The sequence below is a fragment of the Streptomyces sp. NPDC090499 genome (assembly GCF_044769305.1).
GTDB lineage: Bacteria > Actinomycetota > Actinomycetes > Streptomycetales > Streptomycetaceae > Streptomyces.
The window spans coordinates 993,706-1,016,204 of sequence record NZ_JBIVXP010000001.1 but is presented as its reverse complement, the minus strand read 5'-3'; the positions used below and the strand labels follow the sequence as shown (position 1 = coordinate 1,016,204).

Genomic DNA, 22,499 nt, shown 5'->3' with positions numbered 1-22,499 from the left:
AAGTGGTCCCGGTCCGCGCGGGGGCGGTGCGTTGTTCGACGTGCGGCGTGCGCCGTCAGCCGAGCAGCTTCGCCGCCAGCGTCGCGGCGTTGTACGAGCCCCAGCCGGTGGTGAAGTCCCAGCCGGTGGCCGCCGAGTAGGCGCCGTTGCTGCCGCTGGTGATGTCGTGGAAGCCGGTGCCGCTCGCCGCGTACAGCGCGGGGTTGGCGAAGCCGAGGTTGGCCTTGCCGGCCGCCGCGGCCTGCTGGTTGTAGAGGGCCGCGAACGCCGCCCACTCGGGGGCCGCCGCGCTGGTGCCGCCGACCGAGGACCAGGAGCCCTGCGAGTAGATGGAGACACCGGGGCTCGGGTTGGCGTGCGCCGAGACGTCCGGGACCTGGCGGTAGCCGCCGCCCGCGCTCTTCTGGACGGCCGTCTGCCAGCTCGGGATCTTGAAGACGGTGGACTTGCCGCCACCGCCGCCGGACCAGGCCACCTCCTTGCTGAAGGCGTTCGACGAGGTGACGGTCAGCTTGGTGCCGCCGACGCCCGTGACGTACGGGTCGCTGGCCGGGTAGTCGACGGAGGTGCCGCCGTCGCCCGCGTCGTCGGAGCCGTCGTCGCCGGAGGCCGCGTAGAAGCCGAGGCCCTCGGCGGCGCCCGCCTTGAAGACGGCGTCCACGGCGTTGATGTTGGAGGTGGTGCGGGCCGACTCGGCCGCGCCCCAGCTGATCGAGGTGGTCGGGATGCCGCTGTCGACGATGGCCTGGTACGTGTCGACCTCGCCGGCGTCCGAGTTGGGGCCCTCGAAGACCGTCACGTTCGCCTTCGGGGCGATCGCGTGCAGCACCTCGATGTCCAGCTCGACCTCGACCTGTCCGTCGCCGAGCGAACCGGAGCCGCCGTCGACCTTGGACACGGTCGGGGTGGGCGAGCCGAGGCTGTAGTTGGTGTCGTACTTGGTGATGTTGGACTGCTGGAAGCCGTCGAACTCCAGCAGCGCGATCTTCTGGCCGCTGCCGGTGTACGTGCCGGAGACGTTGTAGCCGCCCTTGAGCTGGGCCGGGGTGTAGCCGCCGCCGGGGCCGTTGTGCGGGGAGACGGTGTGCGGGGTCGCCTGGTGGTGCAGCTGGACGCGGTTGTTGAGGCCGGCCACGTCGCTGACGATGGCGGCGAGGGAGGACGGCAGCGTCGGCGCGCTGTCGTTGGCGTAGAAGGAGCGGCCGGACGTGGCGTCCTTCCAGGTCGACAGCCGGGTGCCGAACGCCTTCTGCAGCTGGGCGGCGGTGCCGCTGGCGTCGACGAGCAGGTTGCCGGAGTGCACCTTGCCGACGGTGACGCCCTGCGAACGCAGGTACTCCTTCAGCTGCTTGACCTCGGCGTCGGTCCGGCCGAAGCGGGCCGCGAACTGACCCTTCGTCAGGTAGTGGCCGTAGGCGGCCGAGTGCGGGTCGCTGACCTTCGCTATGAAGGTGTCGAGGGCGCTGCCGCCTCTGGGCGTCAGGCTGATCGCCACCGATATGCGCTTGCCCGCGGCGACCTCGCCGGTGCGGGACGCGTCGTGCTTCAGGCCGGGCAGCACGTCCCCGGCGACGGCGGCGCGGGCGGTGTGCGGGGCGTCGGCCGCGTAGGCGGCGGGGACGACCGCCGTGATCAGCGCCGGCGCGGCGACCAGACCGAGCATTTTCAGGCGTGACTTCACCGAAGTTCCTCCGGAGGTGGGGGGTGGGGAGTGTTCCGGAAGCGGAACGGGATCACCGTAGGAACTGCGGCCCCACCCCCGTAAGCGGGGGAACCCTTGCGTTGTGTGTTAACTGCCGATGTCACGTCAACGGCGTGTGTCGAGCGGGCGGGGGAGCCGGGCCCGTGCGACCTGACTCACCGTCACCGTCTGGGCGCTGGGGCCGGGTGGATCGTCGTCGCCGGCGTCCACGGCCGCTGCGCCCGAGGCGATGACGGCGACGGCCATCGCGTGCGCCAGCGCGGTGCGGGAGCGGACGCCGACCTTGCGGTAGACCCGCGACAGCGCCCCCTCGACCGTCTTGACGCTGATGAACAGCTCGGCGGCGACCTCCCTGTTGGTCGCCCCGCCGCCGACCAGTTCGGCGATCCGCGCCTCCGTGGGCGTGAGGTCGGGCCCGGTCGCGCCCGCCTCGGCGCCGCGCTCCCCGGCGGCCAGCCGGGCCAGTTCGTCCCTGGCCCGGCCCGCGAGCGGGGCCGCGCCGATCCGGGTCGCCGTCTCCAGGGCCTCGGCGAGCGCCTGCCGGGCCGCGTTCCGGCGGCGGGCGCGGCGCTCGACCGCACCGAGCGCGATCAGGGTGCGGACCAGTTCGACGGGGAGCGGCAGCGGGCGCAGCCGGTCGACGGCGGCACGCAGCCGTACCGCGCCCTCCCGGGCCCGGCCGAGCCCCGCCTCGCGCAGTCCCGCCGCCCGGTCCAGCGCCGCCAGGACACTGCCGGGTGCCTCGTCCCCCACGCGGGCGCGGGCGTCGTGGAGCACCGCCCCGGCCGCCTCCGTCTCGCCGAGCACGACCAGGGCCTCGGCCAGGTCGCCGTACCAGTGCAGCAGCGGCGGGTCGGCGGCGCACATCGCCTCGCCGAGTTCCCGGACGCGTTGCAGTGCCTCGACGGCGGCGGCCGCCCCGCGCGGATCGCCGCCGAGCAGTTCGGCCTGGCCGAGAACCGCGAGGGCGCGCAGCAGGAACAACCGGTCGCCGTCGGCCTCCGAGGCGCGGACCGCCTGCGCGGCCAGCCGGCGGGCCTCCTCGGCGGTGCCGCCGGCGGTCGCGGCGAGGGCCGCCGCGTAGAGCGCCGGGGCCGCCCCGGCCAGGGCGCGCGAGCAGCGGGCGGCGGTGCGCAGGGCCTCCCGGCAGTGACCGGCGCGTACCTGGATCCGGGTCAGCGCCACCAGGGTCGCGACGGTGTCCTCGGCGCCGGCCGGCTCGCCGGTCGCCCCGAGCAGCGGAACGACCTGGTCGCGGGCCTCGGTCACCCGGTCGGAGTCCAGGGCGAGGATCGCCCGCATCCGGATCAGCCGCCGACTCTCCGGACCGCCGGGGCGCTCCGCCGGGAGCGCCGCGACAGGCTGTGCGCCGGCTGCGGCGCCGTCGTGGCTGTTCGCGCGGTTCCCCGGGCCCCTGGGGGGTGTTGTCGGGTTGGGGTGTGTGTTGGGTGCGGCGTCGTTGTGGTTGTTTGGGCAGTTCCCCGGGCCCCTGGGGGGTGTTGTCGGGTTGGGGTGGGTTTCGGGTGTGGCGCCGTTGTGGTTGTTTGCGCGGTTCCCCGGGCCCCTGGGGGGTGTTGTCGGGTTGGGGTGGGTTTCGGGTGTGGCGCCGTTGTGGCTGGTCGCGCAGTTCCCCGCGCCCCTGAGGGGCGTTGCTGGGCCGGGGTGGGCTTTGGGCGCGGTGTTGTTGTGGTTGGTTGGGTGGTTGTCTGTGTCGCTTTGGGGTGGTGCCGTTGCCGAATTGTGGTGGAGCAGGGTCAGTGCCTCCGTCAGTGCGGCGTCGGCGGTGATGGGGTCGCCGGCCAGGGACCGTACCCGGGCCAGGGTGGCGAGGGCGTCGATCCTGGTCCCGGTGTCACCGGCCGTGGCCGCCTGCCGGGCATGCCCGGCCGCCTGGGTCAACTCCCCGCACAGCAGGCCCCTTACGGCGGCCCAGTGGTGCAGCCGGGCCTCGGCGCGCGGATCGCCGGCCGCGTCCCGCAGGCCGTCCGCGATCAGGTCCTCGGCGCCCTCCAGCGCCTGCCCGGCGCACTGCAGCAGGACCAGCCGGGCCCGCACCCGCTGCGCCGCCGACTTGGACCCGGCGAGCACGGCCCCGGCGGCCTCGCCCGCCTCCTCGGTGCGCCCGGCGTCGCAGGCGTACTCGGCGGCGGCCAGCAGTCGTTCGGCGCGTTCGGCCGGGTGGGTGGCCGGGGTGCGGCGGGCGGCGAGGGCGGCCAGTTCGAAGGCGGTGCCGGAGGCGCCGTCGTGGCGCGCGGAACCGGCCGCCGCCATCAGCGTGCGGGCCGTGTCCTCGTCCTCGTAGGGGTGGGCGAGCGCGAGATGGCGGGCCCGCTCCACCGGTTCGGGCACCGCGCGGGCCAGCAGCGCGTGTGCCTGCCGCCGCCCCTGCGCGGAGGCGTCGGCGTGCACGGCCGCCCGCAGCACGGGGTGGCGGAACCGTACGGCCCCGTCGGCGTCGGCGGTCGCGATGCCGAGCCGTTCCGCCTCCGCGAGGTCGGCGGCCGGGTCCGGGAACCCGGCCGCGCGCAGCAGGGTGAGGCTGGGGCGGGTCGCGGCGCTCGCGACGAGGAGGGTGCGCCGCACCGGCTCGGGCAGCGCACGGGCCCGCGCCAGCAGGAGGGCGCGCAGCCCCGCGGGCACCGGCGGCAGTGCGCCGGACCCGGCGGGCGCCGGGGCGTGCCGGGCGGCGCGTGCCAACTCCCGTGCGTAGTACGGGTTTCCGGCGGCGGTCCGCTGGACCGCCCGGAGCAGTGCCGGGGGCAGGTCGGCGCCGAGGTCGGTGCGGACCAGGTGGGCCGTCTCGCCGTCCGTCAGGGGCGGCACCGGGAGTTCGACGGTGCCCGGCGGGCAGCAGCGCAGTCGCTCGGGCCGGCCGCCGTCCGGCGCCCGCTCGGCGGCGAGCATCCGTATCCCCGGGGCGTCGAGCCGTCGTACGACGTGGGCGAGGACCTCGGCGGTCGGTTCGTCGAGCCACTGCAGGCCGTCGACGACCAGCAGGACGGGGCCCTCGGCCGCCAGGGCGCGCAGCGCGTCGAGGACGGCGACCCGCACGGCGAGCAGGCCGCGGCCGTCCGCGGGTGCGCCGCCGCGCAGCAGGGCCGACCGCAGCGCCGCCCGGGGCTCCGGCGGCAGGTGGTCCAGCCGGCTCTCCGGGACCCGCGCGAACAGGTCGACCAGTCCGGCGAAGGGCAGCCGGGCGTCCGCCTCGGCGGGCGCGCAGTGCAGGACGGTCCCGGCGGCCGGGTCCGCCGTGAGGGCCGCCACGAGCGCGGACTTGCCGATGCCGGCGGGACCGTGGAGGAGCAGTCCGGGGCGGGCCGCCACCTGGACCCGGGCGGCGTCGAGAAGCGCTCGGCGCCCGGTCAGTTGCATGTGTTCATGACAACCCCGGGTGATCGGGTGTGTCAATGACGTCCGTCACCTCGCGGTGGCGGTCCCCTTGCCCGACATGGCCTAACAGGTCATGTCTTCCTCCTGAATCCCTCGTTACGGAACGCGGAAGGCTCTTCCGCCCTCCTCCTGTGCGGAAGCAACGAAGCACGGGCAGGGAAAACAGGGACTGAGTGACATGGGTTTGACCAGTCGAACGACCGTATACGCGCTCGCGGCGCTGGCCGCCCTGTGTGTGGCGCTGCTGGTCTGGCTGTGGCCGCGGTTCGCCAGGCCGGGGCTGTGGCAGGTGCTGGGGCGGCTCGGGGCCGTCGCGGTGACACAGGTGACGATCGTCGCGGCGTTCGCCTGCGCGGTGAACTCGTCGTACCAGTTCTTCGGCTCCTGGAACGAACTGCTGGGCAACGTCGACACCGCCCCGGTCGGCGTGACCCAGGCGGCCGGCGGCAACGGCGGCGGCTCGGTGAACGGCATCAGCAGCGTCCACGGGGCGTCGCTCGTACAGCCCGCCGGGGACCAGCAGTTGAGCCGGGTGAGCGGGCTGCCGAGCGGGCCCGCCGCGGCCGTCGGCCGGGTGGAGTCCGTGAAGGTCATCGGCCGGCGCACCGGTGTGGTCGACCCGGCCTTCGTCTACCTCCCGCCGCAGTACTTCCAGAAGGCGTACCACCGCATGCGGTTCCCGGTGGTCGTCGCGCTCAGCGGCTACCCGGGCAGCATCTACAACCTCGTCCAGCACCTGCGGGTCTCGCAGACCGCCGGCGAACTCCAGCGCAAGGGACAGATGCAGCCGACGATCATGGTGATGATCCGGCCCACCATCGCCCCGCCGCGCGACACCGAGTGCGTGGACGTACCCGGCGGACCGCAGACCGAGACGTTCCTGGCCAAGGACCTCCCGGACGCGATCAAGTCCGTCTACCGGGCCGGGCACGACGCGAGCTCCTGGGGCGTCATGGGGTACTCCTCGGGCGGCAGTTGCGCCCTCCAGCTCACCATGCGCGACCCCGGCGTCTACACCACGGCCGTCGCCCTGTCGCCCGACTACCGGGTCAAGGACGACCCCACCACCGGCAACCTCTTCGGCAGCGGTCCCGGCCGCCAGGCCCGGATCGACGGCCACGACCTGATGTGGCGGCTGAAGCACCTGCCCGTGCCCCAGGTCTCGGTCCTGGTCGCCAACAGCAAGCACGGCGAGAAGGGCTACGCCGAGACCCAGGCCTTCATCAAGGCCGTCAAGGCGCCCATGCGGGTCGCCTCCATCCTCCCCGAGAGCGGCAGCCACAACTTCCCCACCTGGGTACGGGAGATGCCCGCCGCCCTGAAGTGGATGAACGAGCAGCTGACCTTCCCGCAGGACGTCGTGCCCCTGCACCACCCGAAGAAGCCGGTGACCGAGGCAGCGGGCAAGCCCACCGCGCACCCCGCTGCCACTCCGACTCCAGGCCACGGCCACCGCTCGCTGCGCGCGGAGGGCCCGGAGCCCACTCCCACGGCCACGGCACACCGCTGACCTGTGCGCTGCCCGTAGAGTGGGCAGCCGGTGTCCGGCCAGCGGAGTGGGGAGTGACGATGCAGGTAGCCGTGGTCACCTTCGACGGATTCAACGAGCTGGACTCCTTCATCGCCGCCGCGCTGGTCAACCGGTGCCGCAAGAAGGGGCTGCAGGCGTTCATCACGACGCCCGCCCCGGTCGTCACGTCCATGAACGGTGTCGAGGTGACCGGGCAGCGGCCGCTGGAGTTCGTGGCCGAGGCCGATGTCGTGCTGGTCGGCAGCGGGGTGCGGACCCGGGACGTGGTCGCCGACGACCGGCTGGTCTCCCGGCTGCCGCTCGACCCCGCCCGGCAGCTGATCGGCGCCCAGTGCTCCGGCGCCCTGGTGCTGGCCCGGCTCGGCCTGCTGGACGGCCGGCCCGCCTGCACCGACACCGTCAGCCGGCCCTGGGTCGAGGCCTGCGGCGTCACCGTGCTGGACGCGCCGTTCCACAGCGAGGGGAACATCGCGACGGCCGGCGGCTGCATGGCCTCGCAGTACCTCGGCGCCTGGGTGATCTCCCGGACCCTCGGCGACGAGGCCGTGCGCGAGGTCATCGGCTACACGGCACCCGTCGGCGAGAAGCAGGAGACCGTGGAGCGGGTCCTGCGCGCCGTCCGCACCGGCGAGACGGCGCCCGCGGTACCGAGCTGAGCCGAGCGTCGGAGCCGAACGGCGGGGCCGAGCGTCGGAGTCGGCTCGGGCCTCAGATCCAGGTGTCGAGCCACATCCTGGACTGCCAGCCGGTGTAGGGAATCGTCTGCCCGGTGTAGACCGGGTAGAAGTAGACGAAGTTCCAGGCGATGAGGAGCACCAGCACCCCCGCGGCCACCGCGCCCCGCAGCCGTCGCCGCTCCGACGCGCCGGGCGGCCCGAGCAGGGCCCCGATCATCATCGCCACGGCCAGGCACAGGTACGGCACGAAGACCACGGCGTAGAAGGAGAAGACCGTACGGTCCTGGTAGAGGAACCAGGGCAGGTAACCGGCCGCCACCGCGCAGAGGATCGCGCCGGCCCGCCAGTCGCGGCGCAGGGCCCACCGGTAGAGCAGGTAGGCGAGGGCGAGGCAGGCCGACCACCACAGCATGGGGGTGCCCAGGGCGAGGACCGTGCGGGTGCAGGCGGCCGCGGTGGAGCAGCCGTCCTGGCCCGGCTGGGGGGAGTCGTAGGCGAACAGCACGGGACGGCCGAGGACCAGCCAGCTCCAGGGGTTCGACTGGTACTTGTGCGGCGTGTGCAGGTTCACGTTGAACTGGTAGACGAGATACTCGTAGTGCCAGAAGCTGCGCAGCGGGGCCGGTATCCACGACCAGGTGCCGCCGCGGCCGTCCGCCCAGTGCCGGCCCCAGCCGTCGTCGGACAGGAACCAGCCGGTCCAGGACAGCAGGTACGTCAGGAGCGCGGTCGGGACGAGGGCGAGGACCGACCGGCCGAGGTCCCGGCGCAGGACCGCCCGGTACGGGTGGCGGGCCCCGGCGACGCGCCGGGCGCCGACGTCCCACAGCAGCGTCAGCACCACGAAGAAGACCAGGACGTACAGGCCGTTCCACTTGGTCGAGGCCGCAAGGCCCAGCAGCACGCCGGCCGCGAGGCGCCAGGGCCGCCGGCCCGGCCTCGCGCGGTCGCCGGTGTCCGCGTCCGGGCGCACCCGGCCCTCCGCGTCGGCCGGCAGGGCCGCCGCGAGCCGGGCCCGGAACCGGTCCCGGTCGATCAGCAGGCAGCCGAACGCCGCCAGCACGAAGAACATGACGACGAGGTCGAGCAGGGCGGTGCGGCTCATCACCAGGTGCAGGCCGTCGATCGCCAGCAGCGCCCCGGCCAGGCAGCCGAGGAACGTCGAACGGAACAGGCGGCGGCCGATGCGGCACAGCATGAACACCGACAGGGTGCCCAGGGCAGCCGTCATGAAGCGCCAGCCGACCGGGTCGAGGCCGAACAGCCACTCGCCGACGGAGATCACCCACTTGCCGGTCGGCGGGTGCGCGACGAAGGAACCGGTGTCGGAGAGTGAGATCACCTGGGGGTGCGCCAGGATCTGCGGGTCGGCGGTCTTGCGGTCCGGCCAGGTGCCCTCGTAACCGAGGTGCAGCAGCGCCCAGGCGTCCTTGGCGTAGTACGTCTCGTCGAAGACGAGGTCCCGCGGCCGGCCGAGGTGCCAGAAGCGCAGGACGCCGGCCAGGGCGGCGACGAGCAGCGGACCCAGCCACTCCGTCGCCCGCGCGAGCCGCCGCGCCCGGTCCGGGCCGAGGCCCAGGAGTCGCCAGAGCCGGGTGGGGGGCTCGGGGAAGGGCGGGACCAGGCGTTCCCGGACACCGGTGCGCGTGCCCGTGCGCGGGACCCCGGCGTAACCGAACCGGCGCAGCCGGTCCGGCCACGCCGGGGACTCCGGCGCCGGGCGTATGCCGTCGATGCCGTCGGAACGCGTCGCGCTGGTGTTCGTCACCGGACGACCTTAGGCCGTGCCCGCACCCGGCCGCGAAACGGTGCCCGGGCGGCCCGCCCCGGCTGCCGCGTTACGGCTGTGGCGTCAACTCGACGTCCACGGCGGGGGCCTGCCCGGAGTCCGGGTCCGGGTCCGGTGTCTGCTCGACACCTGGGGCGGTGCGGGTACGGGTGCCGGTGCCGGCGCGCTGGGCGGGTGGCGTGCCGGCCGGGCCGGGGCTCCGGCGCCCGCTGCCGCGCCCTCCCGTGCCCTGACCGCCGGGACCCCGCGGCCCCGGTCCGGCCCCGGCCCGCATGGCCCCGCCAACTTTCCTGCCCCGCGCCAGGCTTGGACCCGCCATGTGCGGGGCAGAGCCCTCCTACCGGACAGCAGGCACCGGTCAGGGCTCGGCAAGAGGAGGGCGTCATGGACGGTCGGATCCGCGTACGCGTTGTTCGTCGGCCCGCTCCCCGCGGGCAGGAGATCGACCGCAGGACGCCCTCCGGGCGCATCCTGCCGTACTAGTACCGGTGTGCGGGCCGGTACGCACCGGCCGCACCCACGCCCCGCACCCGCGGCCACGCGAGCCGGTTCGGACCGGCGGCCACCAGGCACGTGCGCGATCCGGCGGCAGAAAGGCGCCCGCCGTGACCATCCGGGAGCCGACACGGCCCGCCCCGCGACGCCGCGCCTCGGCGGCGGCTACGCCCCGGAGGCGCTCCTCGCCCACTACGGCAGGCCGTTGCCGACCGGCCCCCGACCTCCTTGGGTGTACGGGCAAGTCCGGTCGTGCCGACGTGAACCATAGGGCAGAGATGCCCTGCCAGCCTCTTGTGCACGGATCCGGTTTCCGCGCTTATTAGTCTGTCAGGCTCGCTTTTCGTGGGCGTGCCGAAGACTACGGTGGGCAGTGAATTCCGGGGGAGACATGGGAGCAGCGACGCCTGTACCGAGCACCACCCTGTCCAGTGCAGATCTGCCGCCACTGTTCCAGGTGAGCGACCAGAGCGCCTTGCGCCACCAGAGTGACGCGTTCCGCGCCGTCCGTACGCATCTGCTGGTTCTGCTGCTGGCCACCACCGCGGCTGTGCTGACCGAGCAGGCGTCCGGTCACGTCATGGCGGTGCTCGCCGCGGTGCTGTACGGGCTGACGATAGCCCTCGGCCTGAGCACCTCTCGGCGTCGGTCCCGGGCGCACTGGCAGGCGCACCGGGCGGCCGCCGAGCTGCTCAAGTCGCTGGCCTGGGAGTACATGGTGCACGGCGGCTCTCTCCACTCCCATGTCGTCGATCCTGACGCGGTGTTCGCCGAGCGCCTCGAGCAGCGCCTGCACGAGCTGCGCAACTGCGGCTGGGAGGACTCCCGTGCCCCCGCGGAACGAGGGGAGGGCCAGATCACCCCGCGGATGCGCGCGGAGCGGGCCAAGTCCTACGCGGCCCGCCGGGACCTCTACCTGCGCGACCGGCTCCTGGAGCAGACGGTCTGGTACAAGAACCGGGCCTCCCGCGCCCACCGCGCCGCCGCCCGCTGGTCCACCGTCACCGCCGCGCTGACGCTGTTCGCCCTGGCCGCCGCGCTGCTGCGGACCGGTGGCCTGCTCGGCGGTGCCGACCTCGCGGGGCTGCTCAGCGCGGCCGCCGCGGCGGGCGTCGCCTGGCAGGAGGTACAGCGGCACGGCCCGCTGACACAGGCGCACTCGCTCATCGAGCAGGACCTGGAGACCACCCGGATCGCCATGAACACCACGGTCACGGAGGCGGGCTGGGCCGATGCGGTGGGGGAGGCGGAGCGCCTGATGTCCCCCGCGCACACGGAGTGGCTGGTGCGGTTCGGCACCTGAGGCGGGCCCGCCGCGCCCGCTCAGTCGCGCAGTGCCCCGTCCGGCCACAGCACGGTCACCGGCACCCCGATTCGCCGGGCGTACGCCACCACGTCACCCGTGCCGCCCAGACCGCGTGCCGGACGGCCGTCCCACACGGCGAGCAGTTCGTCGGAGCGCTCCGCGATCCACTGGCCCGCCGCGAAGTACGCCTGCTCGTGGGTGGGTTGGACAGGAAGCTCGACCCGGTTCGCGCAGCGCCGCAGGATCCTGCGGTACGCGGCCCGTGCCGCCTCGTCCCCCAGGTGGGCCTCGTAGTCCATGCCCGGGATCACGGCCGTCACCGGGACGCCGTGGGCCAGGGCGAGGTCGGCGAAGAGCTGGTCCGTGCCGGCGGCGAGGCAGCTGAGTGCCTCCAGGGCCACGTCGGTGCGGCTGAGGTGCCGGCGCAGGGCGGAGCGGACGTAGGGCAGGACGGACGGCGGGATCACACGGTGTCCGGTCACGCCGACGCGGGTGACAGCGAGGCGGGGGACCGGTGCCGTCTCGGCGAGGTGGTCGGTGAACATGGTGATGTCGGCTGTCACGGAACGTCCCCTCCCGTCACCATCGGTGAGTCCACCCTAATCGAGGAGTGACGAGGCGCGCACGGGGCGCGTCGGCTCACATCGGTGCCCGGTCGGCGGGTACCGGTGTTCAGGCGGCCAGCGGGTCCAGCACCAGCGGCTCGATCCGGCCCTCCAGCATCGCCCCGATGCCCTGGACGGCGCACACGTCCGGCCGCTCCGCGATGTGCACCGGCATCCCGGTGGCCTCCCGCAGCAGCTGGTCGAAGCCGGGCAGCAGCGCCGAGCCGCCGACCATCACGATCCCGCGGTCGGCGAGGTCGGCGACCAGGTCGGGCGGGCAGTCGCGCAGCACCTTGCCGATCCCGTCCAGGACGGACATGAGGGGCGTCTGGATGGCCTCCCGGACGGCCGCGGTGTCGACCCGCACGCTGCGGGCCAGCCCGGTGACCACGTCCCGCCCCTGGATCTCGGTGGAGGCGGGGCCCTCCGGGGTGAGCCCGGTGCCGTCCAGGGCCAGCTGCAGGGGGCGTACCGCCTGGTTCGGCAGCATCAGCTCGTGCTCGTGCCGCAGGTGCTGGACGATCGCGTTGTCCACGGCCTCCCCGCCCACGGGCATCCGCTCCGCGCACACGATCGACCCGAGCGAGAGCACGGCGACCTGGGTCGCGGCGGCCCCGCAGACGAGGATCATGCTCGCCTCCGGCCGCTCGACCGGCAGCCCGCACCCCACCGCCGCGGCGATCAGCGTGTCGACCAGTTCCACCCGCCGCGCCCCCAGCCCCACCAGCGTCTCGATGGTCGCCCGCTGGGCCAGCGGGTCGGCGTCGTGCGGGGTGCAGGCCGCCGCCCGCAGCCGGGGCTTGCGGCGCAGCGAACGGCGGATCTTGTCGCCGAGCAGCTGGCGCAGCATGCGCTGGGCCATCTCGATGTCGACGACGGTCCCGCCGGAGATCGGCCGTACGACACGGATGTAGTCGGGGGTGCGGCCCGTCATCTTCTCCGCGAACTCGCCGACGGCGATCAGGGCACCGGTACGCGTGTTCATCGCGGCGACGGAAGGCTGGTCGACGACCAGGCCCATGCCCCGCACGTACACCCGGGTGCGTGCGGCCCCCAGATCGACGGCGAAATGGCAGCGGCGCAACTGCTCCAGACTGACGGTCACGGCAGATCCTCCCGGTGCGCGGGCCGTGCGGGGTGGCACCGCCGGTCGGCGGCCTGCTTCGCATCCTCCGGGGGATCGCAGCGGTGCGCCTGCGGTGAGGGTCCGGGCGGGGCACCGCTGAATGGGGGTTTCCCGGCTACAGCGCGCGGGCGGCCTCGATGAGGGGACGCAGGCCGGGTTCGCCGCCGACGTGGAAGTAGGGGATGTCCGCCTGCCGGGCCGCCGCCCGCTCGGCCTCGGTGGCGCCGACCATCAGGCACTTCGAGGGGCGCACGCCGAGGTGGCGCAGGGCCTGCGCCACGACGTGCGGGTCGGTCGTCAGCGGTGCGTACACCCCCTCGCGCCCGTGGACGCCGCCGTGCAGGCAGTCCAGCAGCCCGCGCCGGCGCAGATACGCGGTCGCCGTGTACGGATCGCAGCCGGTGACGACCGCCAGCGTCAGGCCCATGTCGGCGAGGGTACGGACCGCGAGGTCGGCGTCGGCGAGGGGCACGGACCGCTCGGCGACCTGCGACTCCATGGCCGTCAGCCGCGCGCGCAGCTCCGGGGAGACGTGCTGCGGGTCCAGCACGGAGGGCCGGCCGAGCGGATCCGGACCGAGCAGCCGGGCCAGGAGCGGGATCTGCCGTTGCACGTCGTCCGGGTGGAGCCGGACCAGCGTGCCGTCGAAGCCGAACATGACCGCGTCCGCCCGGCGCAGACGGGCGTTGAGGTCGACCCGCTCCGGACGGACCGGCGGCACCGGGTAGGGGACGTGTGTCGCCGTCAGCGTGAGATCCCAGTGGATGGACAGGCCACGCGGTGCGCTCCGCCCCGGTCCGGTCCCGAGTTCCGCCTGTGCCTGGCCGACATAGGTACGCGGGTAGTGGTCGGACAGGTACCGAAGCCGCCCCCGCAGGCAGTTCACCACGACCTCGGACGGGGCGGTGAGGATGCCGAGGGCGGCCACCTGGACCAGGTCCGTGATGCGCCATCGTGCCTCTCCCACGGCACGGAAGGGCCCCTGGGAGACGTCCAGCTCCAGCCGGTGCTCGGTCAGAGTGACCTCGTAGTAGCCGGTCGCCTCGGGGACCCGGGTGAAGCTGAACCTGCCGTCGCCCCCGACCTCGTACACGACGGTCCTGGTCTCTCCCGCCGGCTCGGGCCAGAGGCCGCCGTCCGGCAGCCGGTAGGGCCCGTGCACGGGTGGTACGCCGAGCGAGCCCTCGTAGCGCGGACGCGCCGGGGGGCACAGCCGGTACCAGCCCCCGGCGGTCCCACGGCGCAAGGGCAGCAGGGACCGGGCGAGGTCGGTGTCGTCCTCCAGCTCGTCGCGCAGCAGCTGCGGTACGGCGACGATGCCCCGTCGGTCGTCGGCCGCGTCCAGCGTGCGCCGGACTGCCGACAGGGCCGGCGCCTCGGTGCGGCCGTCCTGCTGCACGCAGGAGAAGACCGCCAGGCAGCCGGGCCCTCCCAGCCTCGGCACCTCGTCCTCGAACCGCCGCATGGTGGCGAGGACCAGTGGCAGCCCGGAGACGTCCGGCTCCGTCAGCACCGAGAAGCCGTTGCCGCGGGCGGTCATCACGTACTCGCCCGCCGTCAGCCCGCCGTCCGCCACCAGCCGGGTGACCGCACGGCCGAGCGCCGCCACGTCGTCCGGATGCTGGGGGGTGCCGGCGAACTCGTAGGTGACGAGGGTGCGGTAGGTCGGCGGGGGCGGCCACCCGGCGTGATCCTCGAAGTCGGCGCCGGGGCCGTCCCCGGTCTCCTCGGGCGGTTCCTCCTCGCCCAGCGGCTCCACCTCGCCCAGCGGATCCTCCACCGCGAACAGGCTCTCGGGTACGACGTTCTGGGGCAGCGGCGCCTCCCGGCGTGCGGCCGCCTCCTCCTCGATCGCGAAGATCGACGGCAGCGACTCCTCGGTGGGGAAGGAACCCTCCTCCGGCTCGTCGGGCGCCCGGATCTCCGGGGCCGGGGGCTCGTACTCGCCCCCGTCGCCCGGCTCGTCGAACTCGGCGCGCAACTCGTGCCCGATCGCACGGAGTTCGGGGTCGGTGCCGCCGGCGAGCTCGTACTCCTCGTAGACGTCCAGCGCTTCGTCGGTACGGCCGAGGCGTTGCAGCGCGATGAGCAGCAGTCTCAGCAGGTCCTCGCGGGAGGGGTGGGTCCGCAGGAGATCGGTGAGCTGCACGGCCGCGCGCTCGTATTCGCCCAGGTCCAGGTCCAGTTCGGCGCGTTTGCGGTGCAGGGCGAGGCGGAGCCGGAGGAGGCGGGTGCGGGCGGTGCGGGCCGCGGGGCCGGGGATGCCGGGGAGGGCCTCGGGGCCCCTCCACAGCTGCAGCGCCTGGTCGAGCATGCCCCGGGCGTCGGTGAGCCGGCCCTCGGCCGCCAGTTGTGTGGCCCGGCGCTCCAGCCCCTCGCACTCCAGCAGGTCGACGTAGTCGTCGCCGACGTGCAGGGCACAGCCGTCGGGATGCCTCGCCAGGACCCCCGGGCCGAGGACACCGCGCAGCCGGGAGACGATCAGGGCGAGCTCGGCCGTCGCGTCCCGCGGTTCCTCGCCCGCATTCCAGAGACCTCTGCCGAGCTCGTCGCGGGTCACCACGCGACCGTGCTTGAGCAGCAGCATGGCGAGTACCGCGCCCGCGAGGGGGTCGACTTCCCTGCGGTCGTGGGGAAGTCCCAGGAGCGGCTGCGACAGAAGGTGGTAGAAGCGAGTCCGGTACACGTCGCCCGCCGCATGCCGCAGGTGCGGCTCCGTCAGCAGTTCCAGCCCCTGCCGCTGGACGCGCAGCGATTTCGACGCCAGCATGTTCAGGGCGTTCGCGTAGACCCCCTGGACGGAGCGCGGAAGGTGTTCGAGCTCCGACGGCGCCAGGGAGGAGGCCGGCGGCCGGCGGCCCGGTGCGGTCAGCCGCAGCAGCAGGGTCCGCAGCGCCCGCAGGTCCTGCCCCTGCCCGGCCGGCCCCGAGGCCCTGCCCGGTTCGAACCGGGTGAGCCTGGCGGTTCCGTCGGGCAGCAGAATCACGCCGGGCAGGCCGATCGAGCCGTGGGCGAGGCCCGCCGCGTGCAGTGCCGTGACGGCGTCGGCCAGCTGGGCTCCGATCGACGTGATGAGCGGCGCGGACAGACTCTCGCCGTCGGTCGGCGCGAGTTTGCTCAGGGCGATCCCGTCCAGCCATTCCGTGACGACGTAGGGTGCCGCGTCGTCGAGCCCGAAGTCGAGGACGGCCGCCACGTTCGGATGCGCGAGCGACCGCAGGCGTCCGGCGTCACCGAGGAACCTCTCGCGCCGGCCCCGCTCCCGGAACGGCTCGTGCAGCCTGACCGTCACCGTCCGGTCGGTCTCGACGTCCTCGGCCAGCCACGTCGAGCCGCCCGGCGCGAGCTGCCGCACCAGCCGGTACCGCTCGCCCACTCCACGCGTCACCGGGGCCGCCCCGGTCCCACCCCCGGCCAGCCGCCGCACGCTCTCCGCCCGCACCGTCGCGAACGCCCCGCCCTCGCCCGCCGCGGACGTCCCCCCGGCCACCGGAGCCACCGCCCGGAACTCCCCGGCCACCGACCCCGCCCGCTCCTCGATCAACCCGCCCACCCGGGCCAGCAGTTCGCTCGTGCTGCTGCGCGCCGCCCGCGGCAGGCCGCGCAGCAGCAGCTCCCGCGCTCCCGGCCGGAACGCGTACGATCCCGGCGGCCCCGGCACCGCCGTCAGCACCCCGCTCAGGATCACCTCCGCCAGGTGCTGCGGCCGCGGGTCCGGCTCCACCGCCCGCTGCACCAGCCGCATGACCGGCAGATCGGGCCGGCCGAGGGCGAGATGCCCCGCCAGCCGGAACGCCTCGGGGGACGCGGTCGCCCGGAACCGCAGGACCAGCTCCTCGGCGGACAGGCGGGACACGTCGGTCAGGGAGTCGCCCCGGACCTCGGCGTCCAACCGCGCGGCCGCGCCCGGGAACCGGGTCCCGCCCGCCGACGCCACCAGCCCCGCCCAGTTCGCCAGCCACCGCGGTCCGGCCTCCAGCACCGGCAGCACCGGCGCGCCTTCCGGGGCCGCCCCCTCGTACGGCGTGAAGGTCAGCGCGGCCGTCGGTGCCGCCGGGAACGGCGCCGACAGCAGGCCGGGCGTGGCCGGCAACGCCGTGTCGCGCCACAGGTGTTCGGGCAGCGGCTGGACCACCGCCAGCGGCATCTGCCCCGCCCACCGCCGCAGGGTGGCGTACCACCGGGCTCCCGCCGCGCCCGGTCGCCACTGCGGGCCCATGCAGTCGCTGATCAAGAGCGTGACCGTCCGCCCCTCCGCGGGCGGCTCCGCGCCGCGCACCGCACCGTCCGCGCCGGCCCGGTGCACGGCCACCGTCCGGAACACCCCCGACTGGGCCAGCGCCGCGTGCAGTTCACGGAGCAGCGGGTGCCAGACCGGCATCGTCGGACCGTCGTCGTACACCAGGTTCAGCCGCAGCCAGCGTTCCTGTGCGGGGCGCAGGACGGGGAGCCACCACTCGGGGGCCGCGCCGAGGCGGGCGATGCGGTCGGCGGTGGCGGGCTCGTCGAGCCGGTGGCCGGACGGGGCGTCCGTACGGCGTTTGAGGGGGCGCAGGGAGCGTTGCAGGGCCAGGGGGTGGCGCAGCATGGGCGGCGCGGGCGCCAGGAGGGCGGCGTACGGGCCGGTGGCCGGGGTCGGGGAGGGCAGGTGGAGCGGGGTGCGGGCGGGCTCCCACGGGTTCCCCGGGACGGAGGGCTCGGCCGGGCCGGGGTGCGGCCCCGGCGGTGGACCGGCGGCCGGCCTCGCGGACGGCGGTTCGGCCGGTACGGGAGCCTCCTCGGGCGGACCCGCCGGTTCCCCCTCCTCCCGGCCCATCCGTCCCGCCAGCCACAGCAGTTCGGCCAGTTCCCGTGGCGTCGGGCGCGCACCGTCCCCCGCGTGCGCCAGCAGGTCGGCGAGGCGGGCGAGCGGAGCCGGGTGGTCAGAAGGCATCGGTCCGGGTGGCCTCGCCGAGGTACGGCATCAGCTGTTCCGCCAGTTCGTCCAGCGACTCGGTGCTCAGGTCGGAGGACCGGGCCAGGTAGATCGCGTTCAGGAGCTGGTCGGTGGCGAGGTCGCCGCCGCCGACCCGGGACAGGAACCGGGTGATCAGCGACTCGGCGTAGGCGTCCGGTTCGCCGAGGTGGGCGCGGACGATGCCGGCGAGCTGCCGGTCGTCGGGCTGGCGCAGCCGGAGCGTGACACAGCGGCGCAGGAAGGCCGGCGCGAACTCGCGTTCGCCGTTGCTGGTGAGGACGACGAACGGGAAGGCCCGGCAGCGCACCCGGCCGCGCTCCACGCGCACCCGTTCGTCGGTGCCGTCGACCATCACCTCGGCGGCGGGGGAGTGCCGGGCGGCGCGGACCAGCTCCGGGATCTCGTACTGGCCCTCCTCCAGGACGTTGAGGAGGTCGTTGGGCAGGTCGAGGTCGCTCTTGTCGATCTCGTCGATGAGCAGGGCGCGGGGGCGGCCGTACGGGAGGAGCGCGGTGCCGAGCGGGCCGAGCCGCAGATGGTCCTCGACGCCGGACTCGGGGACGGGGGCGCCGGGGGCGAGGGCGGTGGCCGACTGGCGGGCCGCGTAGAGGCGGGAGAGCGGGTCGTACTGGTAGAGGCCGTCGTGCAGGGTGCTGCGGCTGGTGATGTTCCAGCGCAGCACCGGGCCCAGCCGCAGCTCGCGGGCGACCGCGTAGGCGAGGGAGGACTTGCCGGTGCCGGGCGGGCCGGTGACCAGCAGCGGGCGGCGCAGGTAGAGGGCCGCGTTGACGAGCTGGACCGTGCGCGGGGTCGCCTGGTAGGTCGCGGCGCGGTGGGTGCGGTCCGGGGAGGTGGCCGAGGTGTCGTCGGCGTCGGCGGGTGTCGCCAGTTCCGGGCCGCCGTCGAAGGCCCGCCAGGGCGGCGGCGCGGGCAGCGCGGTGATGCCGTCGTGCGGCTCCTTCGTACCGGTGTAGACGGGCCACAGGGGCATGGGGGTCCTTCTCGTCGGGTGCGGGGGCGGCGGGGTCAGGCGACGGGGGTGTGCAGACTGGCGGGCGGTTCGGGGTAGCAGCGGGGGTCGTCCCAGAGGAGCTGCAGGTCTCTCGCCCAGTGGCCGTCGGGGTCGGTGGCCGCCGCCTCTTCCCGCAGATGCCAGATCCGGCGCGGGAGTTCGGCCGGGGGGACCCCGGCGACCTGCGGACCGAGGGCGTCGAGGAAGGCGCTGCCCGCGCACGGACCCGCGTGGTCGGTGTTCGCGCAGCCGGTCTGCGGCCACAGCAGCACCGGGACCGGGAAGTTCACGCCGGCTTCGAAGTGTTCCGGGGCCGCGTCGGGCGGGGCGCCGAAACCCGCCAGGTCGGCGTCCGCGTCCCGCAGCCGCTTGCGCAGGCTGAGAGGGCGTTCGGCGCTGCCGCAGTCGACCCGGTGCAGTACCGCCTTCCCCGGACTGCGCTCCAGGGCCCGCCACCGGCCGGCCAGCTGGTGGCGCAGCCGCGCGCTGCGGTGCCGGGAGCGGTCGGTCACCACCAGCGGGTGCGCGCAGCCGAGCGGGGTGGAGTCCTCGGGGCCGCACTCCCAGTGCGCGACCGGCTCGTTCAGCCACTCGCGGGGCAGGACGAAGGTGAGCAGCGCCTCGGCGTCCTGGGCGAGGTGGCCGAAGGCGTCGTCGACGCGCTGCTGGACGTAGGCCCGCACGTCACCGCGCGGCAGCCGCGCCACGCCCACCGGCCGGCGCTGCCCCTCCCGGTACGCCGACACCCGTACCGTGACCTGCTCCTGGCTCTCGCCGCTGCGCTCCAGTTCGACGACGATGGGCGCCCAGGCGGCCGCCCGCGCGGACACCGGAGGGCGCGGCTCCAGCAGCGCCCGCAGCCGGTCGGCGAACCTCGGCACCGCCTCCGGGTCGTCCACCTGCCACTGCACGTACGCGGCGGCCTCCCGCAGCGAGGGGAACCCGTCCGGGGGCGGATCCGGCGCGAAGGGGCCCGCAGCGTCCCGGTAGAGCTGGTCGGGACGGCAGTCCACGCCGGCCTCCTCGGCCCGCCGTACCAGCGTGTGCAGCAGCCCGGTCGCGGCCGGGGTGTCGGTCTCGGCGGCCGGGACCAGGGCGCCCAGGTCGTACCAGTAGCGGGCCATGACCTCCGTCGGCAGCATCCGCCCGATCCGGACGCCCGCCTCGTCGGAGGCCTGCACGACCATCCCGACCACCCGGTCGTCCGGCAGCGCCAGGGCCGCCCCGCTGAACCCGCCCGCCAGCGGCTGCCCGTGTGCCGAGGCGGCCTCCAACTGCAGCCACTCGTCGGCGATCAGCGTCCGGGACACGGCACGGTAGCGGGCCTGCACGCCCTCGCCGTAGCCCTCCGGGAAGCCGTAGGCGACCAGGTGCGCCCCGCCCTGCTCCGCGCCCGGCGGTGCGAACCGGGCCGGCCGTAACGGCACCTCGCGGTCCAGTTCGAGGACGGCGAGGTCGCCCGGGTCGGTCCAGCCGCCCGCCCAGCCGCCGTGCACGGCCACGGTCGCGGTCAGCCCGCCCAGGTCCCGGCGGTTCGGGAAGCTCACGGTCAGCGGCGCCCAGTCCCGGTCCTGTACGACATGCGCGCAGGTCAGCACCGTGCGCGGGGCGACGAGGAAGCCCGCTCCGGACACCGTGCCCCCGCACTCGATCCGGGCGTGCCAGGCAGCGCCGCTCATGTCGCGTCGGCAGCCCCGGAGGCCCAGCTCAGCCGTACCACCAGCTGGCCCTCGGCCGCACCCTTGGCGATCACGGCGCCCGCCTCGGCCGTCAGCTTCACACCGAACTCCAGCTGCACCGAGTCCGGTCGCAGGGTGCCGTCCCGGAAGACCCGCAGCGCGGACTGGGCCGCCGCCCGCACCCCGTCCAGGGCGCCCTCGAACGAACGGGTGGCCTGCGCGGCCGGTCCCGAACCACCGTCGCGGGACACCGGACGGCTGCCCGGCACCGCGTCGGCCGACTCCACGACGACGACGGCGCCGTCCTCGGTCTTGAACTCCATCATCCTCGCCATGGCGCCTCTGGCTCCCCCGTGTCTTCGACCCCGTAACCGGTCCATTGTCACCGACGGCGACGGCCCGTGTCTGCCCGCTGCGACGGAAACCGCCCGGACGCGCCGGTTCCGCCCCGGCGCCCAACGCCCGCGTGGTACTGGCCCCGTGACACTTCTTCGGATGGGCCGACGTGATGGCACCGAGGGGGGCGGACGGGCGGATGGGCGGGCGGACGGGCGGATGGGTGCGCGGATGGGCGGACGGGCGGATGGGTGCGCGGATGGGCGGACGGGCGGATGGGCGCGCAGACGGGCAGACGGGCAGACGGGCGGATGGGCGGATGGGCGCGCGGATGGGCAGACGGGCGGATGGGCGCGCGGATGGGCAGACGGGCGGATGGGCGCGCGGATGGGCAGACGGGCGGATGGGCGCGCGGATGGGCAGACGGGCAGACGGGCAGACGGGCGGATGGGCAGACGGGCAGACGGGCAGGGGGCGGACGGGCGGTGGTCGGGAGGTCAGCCGGGCGGTGTGGGCGCGGCGACGCCGTCCGGGAGGGTGCCCGCAATGCCCCGGACCACCCCCAGCTCCACCAGGTCCTGGGGCCGGATGCGCAGCTGGCCGGCGGTGGTCTCGACGTCCTCGGGGGAGCGTTTCAGGAGCGCCGCCGCCAGTTCCGGTGCGATGACGGAGAAGTAGCTGTCCGGGGTGGCCCAGGTGTTGCCGGGCGCGGCCAGCGCGAGGGCGCCGCCCGAGCCGCCCTCCCCGACGACGAGGGTGGTGATCGGCGTCCGGGCCGCCGCGACCTCGCCGAAGAGCTCCGCGATGGCGGCGCCCGCACCCTGCCGTTCCGCCTCGGCGTCGTTCGCGGCGCCCGGGGTGTCGACGAGCGTCAGCACGGGGATCCCCAGCCGGTCCGCGAGCCGTATCAGGCGGGCGGCGGTGCGGTACCCGGCGGGCCTGGTCGCCGTCCCGGTCTGCGCGGCGAAGGCGACCGTACGGCCGTCCGCCCGCTCGCCGAACCCGCACAGCATCCCGCCCGGGTCCCTCCCGCCGCACCGGTCGCCGACGAGGGCGGCCCGGCGGGTGAAGTAGGCGTCCAGGTAGGCCTCGGCGCGTGGGCGGTGCGGGGCGCGGGCCCGCCGGACGGCCTCCCAGCCGGTGGCGGGCAGTGCGCTGCCGCCGAGGGCGGGCGGCGGGTCGGCGGGTGTCGGGGCGGGAGCGGTCAGCAGCCGCAGCCACAGCCCGAGCGATGCCTTCAGCTCCGCAGGGGGCACCACGGCGTCCGCCGCCCCGGCCGCGAACTGTGCCTCGGCCGTGTACGCGGCCGGGTCGGCGTCCGGCGGGCGGACCCGGGAGCCGGCGAAGCCCACCTGGGCGCCGGGCAGCGCCAGGATCACGTCGGCGCCGGCGCCCAGGGTGGCCCAGCCGCCGCCGGTCGTCGGGTCGCGCAGGACCGCGACCTGCGCCAGCCCCGCCTCCCGGGTCAGCACCGACTGGCGGGCCACGCGCTGGAGCTGGGACAGGGCGAGCATGCCCTCCTGCATCCGGCTGCCGCCGGTGGCGACCAGCGGTACGACCGGGAGCCGGTGGGCGCGGGCATGGACGTAGGCCGCCTCCAGCCGGTCGCCGGTCCGCTCGCCGAGCGAGCCGCCGAGGAACCCGAACTCGAACGCGATCAGCACCGCCGCCGTGCCCTCGACCCGCGCGGTGCCGACGACGACGGACTCCTCCTCGCCGGTGCGCCCGGCGGCGCGGGCGCGCGAGGCGTCGTACCCCTGCCAGCCGAGCGGGCCGTCGGGCGCCGACTGCCGGGCCGGGTGCGGGAGTTCGGCGAAGGTGCCGGGGTCGGTGACCAGGGCGAGGATCCGGCGGGCGGAGAGCCGCGCGGGTGCGGACCCGGGCGCTGGCACCG

The 22,499-nt window shown here is 75.0% G+C and carries 13 protein-coding genes; 3 read left to right on the top strand and 10 right to left on the bottom strand.

What is annotated here, in order from left to right; all coding sequences use genetic code 11:
• Positions 1-55 precede the first annotated feature (55 nt).
• Positions 56-1,681, bottom strand: coding sequence for a protease pro-enzyme activation domain-containing protein (locus ACIQVL_RS04700; protein WP_403427992.1), 1,626 nt, complete (start codon positions 1,679-1,681; stop codon positions 56-58).
• Between the two features lie 126 nt (positions 1,682-1,807).
• Positions 1,808-5,074: an AAA family ATPase gene (locus ACIQVL_RS04695; protein ID WP_403474352.1), complete on the bottom strand. Its 3,267-nt coding sequence runs from the start codon at positions 5,072-5,074 to the stop codon at positions 1,808-1,810.
• A gap of 196 nt (positions 5,075-5,270) precedes the next feature.
• Here ACIQVL_RS04695 and ACIQVL_RS04690 point away from each other — a divergent pair, with 196 nt between their 5' ends.
• Positions 5,271-6,602 (top strand): alpha/beta hydrolase, encoded by a 1,332-nt coding sequence (locus ACIQVL_RS04690; protein ID WP_403474351.1) that lies wholly within the window; start codon positions 5,271-5,273, stop codon positions 6,600-6,602.
• A 59-nt stretch (positions 6,603-6,661) separates the two neighbouring features.
• Positions 6,662-7,279 (top strand): DJ-1/PfpI family protein, encoded by a 618-nt coding sequence (locus ACIQVL_RS04685; protein WP_403428181.1) that lies wholly within the window; start codon positions 6,662-6,664, stop codon positions 7,277-7,279.
• A 52-nt stretch (positions 7,280-7,331) separates the two neighbouring features.
• On the opposite strand, the gene ACIQVL_RS04680 is transcribed toward ACIQVL_RS04685, so the two are convergent.
• Positions 7,332-9,035, bottom strand: a complete 1,704-nt coding sequence (locus ACIQVL_RS04680; protein ID WP_403474793.1) for a dolichyl-phosphate-mannose--protein mannosyltransferase — start codon at positions 9,033-9,035, stop codon at positions 7,332-7,334.
• A 940-nt stretch (positions 9,036-9,975) separates the two neighbouring features.
• On the opposite strand from ACIQVL_RS04680, the gene ACIQVL_RS04675 reads away from it, so the two are divergent.
• Entirely contained in the window at positions 9,976-10,887 is a 912-nt protein-coding gene (locus ACIQVL_RS04675; protein WP_403427998.1) for a DUF4231 domain-containing protein, read from the top strand.
• Positions 10,888-10,907: 20 nt separating this feature from the next.
• On the opposite strand, the gene ACIQVL_RS04670 is transcribed toward ACIQVL_RS04675, so the two are convergent.
• The 7 genes from ACIQVL_RS04670 to ACIQVL_RS04640 all read right to left on the bottom strand — a co-directional run bounded on the left by ACIQVL_RS04670 (position 10,908) and on the right by ACIQVL_RS04640 (position 22,497).
• Positions 10,908-11,435, bottom strand: coding sequence for a hypothetical protein (locus ACIQVL_RS04670; RefSeq protein ID WP_403428184.1), 528 nt, complete (start codon positions 11,433-11,435; stop codon positions 10,908-10,910).
• Positions 11,436-11,562: 127 nt separating this feature from the next.
• Positions 11,563-12,600, bottom strand: coding sequence for a rod shape-determining protein (locus ACIQVL_RS04665; protein WP_403428000.1), 1,038 nt, complete (start codon positions 12,598-12,600; stop codon positions 11,563-11,565).
• A gap of 136 nt (positions 12,601-12,736) precedes the next feature.
• Positions 12,737-17,554 (bottom strand): SAV_2336 N-terminal domain-related protein, encoded by a 4,818-nt coding sequence (locus ACIQVL_RS04660; RefSeq protein WP_403474350.1) that lies wholly within the window; start codon positions 17,552-17,554, stop codon positions 12,737-12,739.
• A complete protein-coding gene (locus ACIQVL_RS04655; RefSeq protein WP_403428003.1) occupies positions 17,544-18,569 on the bottom strand; it encodes an AAA family ATPase in 1,026 nt (341 codons plus the stop codon). The genes ACIQVL_RS04660 and ACIQVL_RS04655 overlap by 11 nt, the downstream gene beginning before the upstream one ends.
• 35 nt (positions 18,570-18,604) lie before the next feature.
• Positions 18,605-20,269, bottom strand: a complete 1,665-nt coding sequence (locus tag ACIQVL_RS04650; RefSeq protein ID WP_403428004.1) for a trypsin-like peptidase domain-containing protein — start codon at positions 20,267-20,269, stop codon at positions 18,605-18,607.
• Complete coding sequence (locus ACIQVL_RS04645) at positions 20,266-20,604, bottom strand: CU044_2847 family protein (protein WP_403428006.1); 339 nt, start codon at positions 20,602-20,604, stop codon at positions 20,266-20,268. The genes ACIQVL_RS04650 and ACIQVL_RS04645 overlap by 4 nt, the downstream gene beginning before the upstream one ends.
• A 498-nt stretch (positions 20,605-21,102) precedes the next feature.
• On the bottom strand, positions 21,103-22,497 hold the full coding sequence (locus ACIQVL_RS04640; RefSeq protein ID WP_403428008.1) for a carboxyl transferase domain-containing protein: 1,395 nt from the start codon (positions 22,495-22,497) through the stop codon (positions 21,103-21,105).
• Between the last annotated feature and the right edge of the window lie 2 nt (positions 22,498-22,499).

Excerpts from the sequence above, each read along its gene's own strand:
- ACIQVL_RS04670 (WP_403428184.1), bottom strand. The coding sequence starts at position 11,435 with ATGTTCACCGACCACCTCGCCGAGACGGCACCGGTCCCCCGCCTCGCT.
- ACIQVL_RS04655 (WP_403428003.1), bottom strand. The coding sequence starts at position 18,569 with ATGCCCCTGTGGCCCGTCTACACCGGTACGAAGGAGCCGCACGACGGC.
- ACIQVL_RS04685 (WP_403428181.1), top strand. The coding sequence starts at position 6,662 with ATGCAGGTAGCCGTGGTCACCTTCGACGGATTCAACGAGCTGGACTCC.
- ACIQVL_RS04695 (WP_403474352.1), bottom strand. The coding sequence starts at position 5,074 with ATGCAACTGACCGGGCGCCGAGCGCTTCTCGACGCCGCCCGGGTCCAG.
- ACIQVL_RS04650 (WP_403428004.1), bottom strand. The coding sequence starts at position 20,269 with ATGAGCGGCGCTGCCTGGCACGCCCGGATCGAGTGCGGGGGCACGGTG.
- ACIQVL_RS04660 (WP_403474350.1), bottom strand. The coding sequence starts at position 17,554 with ATGCCTTCTGACCACCCGGCTCCGCTCGCCCGCCTCGCCGACCTGCTG.
- ACIQVL_RS04645 (WP_403428006.1), bottom strand. The coding sequence starts at position 20,604 with ATGGCGAGGATGATGGAGTTCAAGACCGAGGACGGCGCCGTCGTCGTC.
- ACIQVL_RS04690 (WP_403474351.1), top strand. The coding sequence starts at position 5,271 with ATGGGTTTGACCAGTCGAACGACCGTATACGCGCTCGCGGCGCTGGCC.
- ACIQVL_RS04675 (WP_403427998.1), top strand. The coding sequence starts at position 9,976 with ATGGGAGCAGCGACGCCTGTACCGAGCACCACCCTGTCCAGTGCAGAT.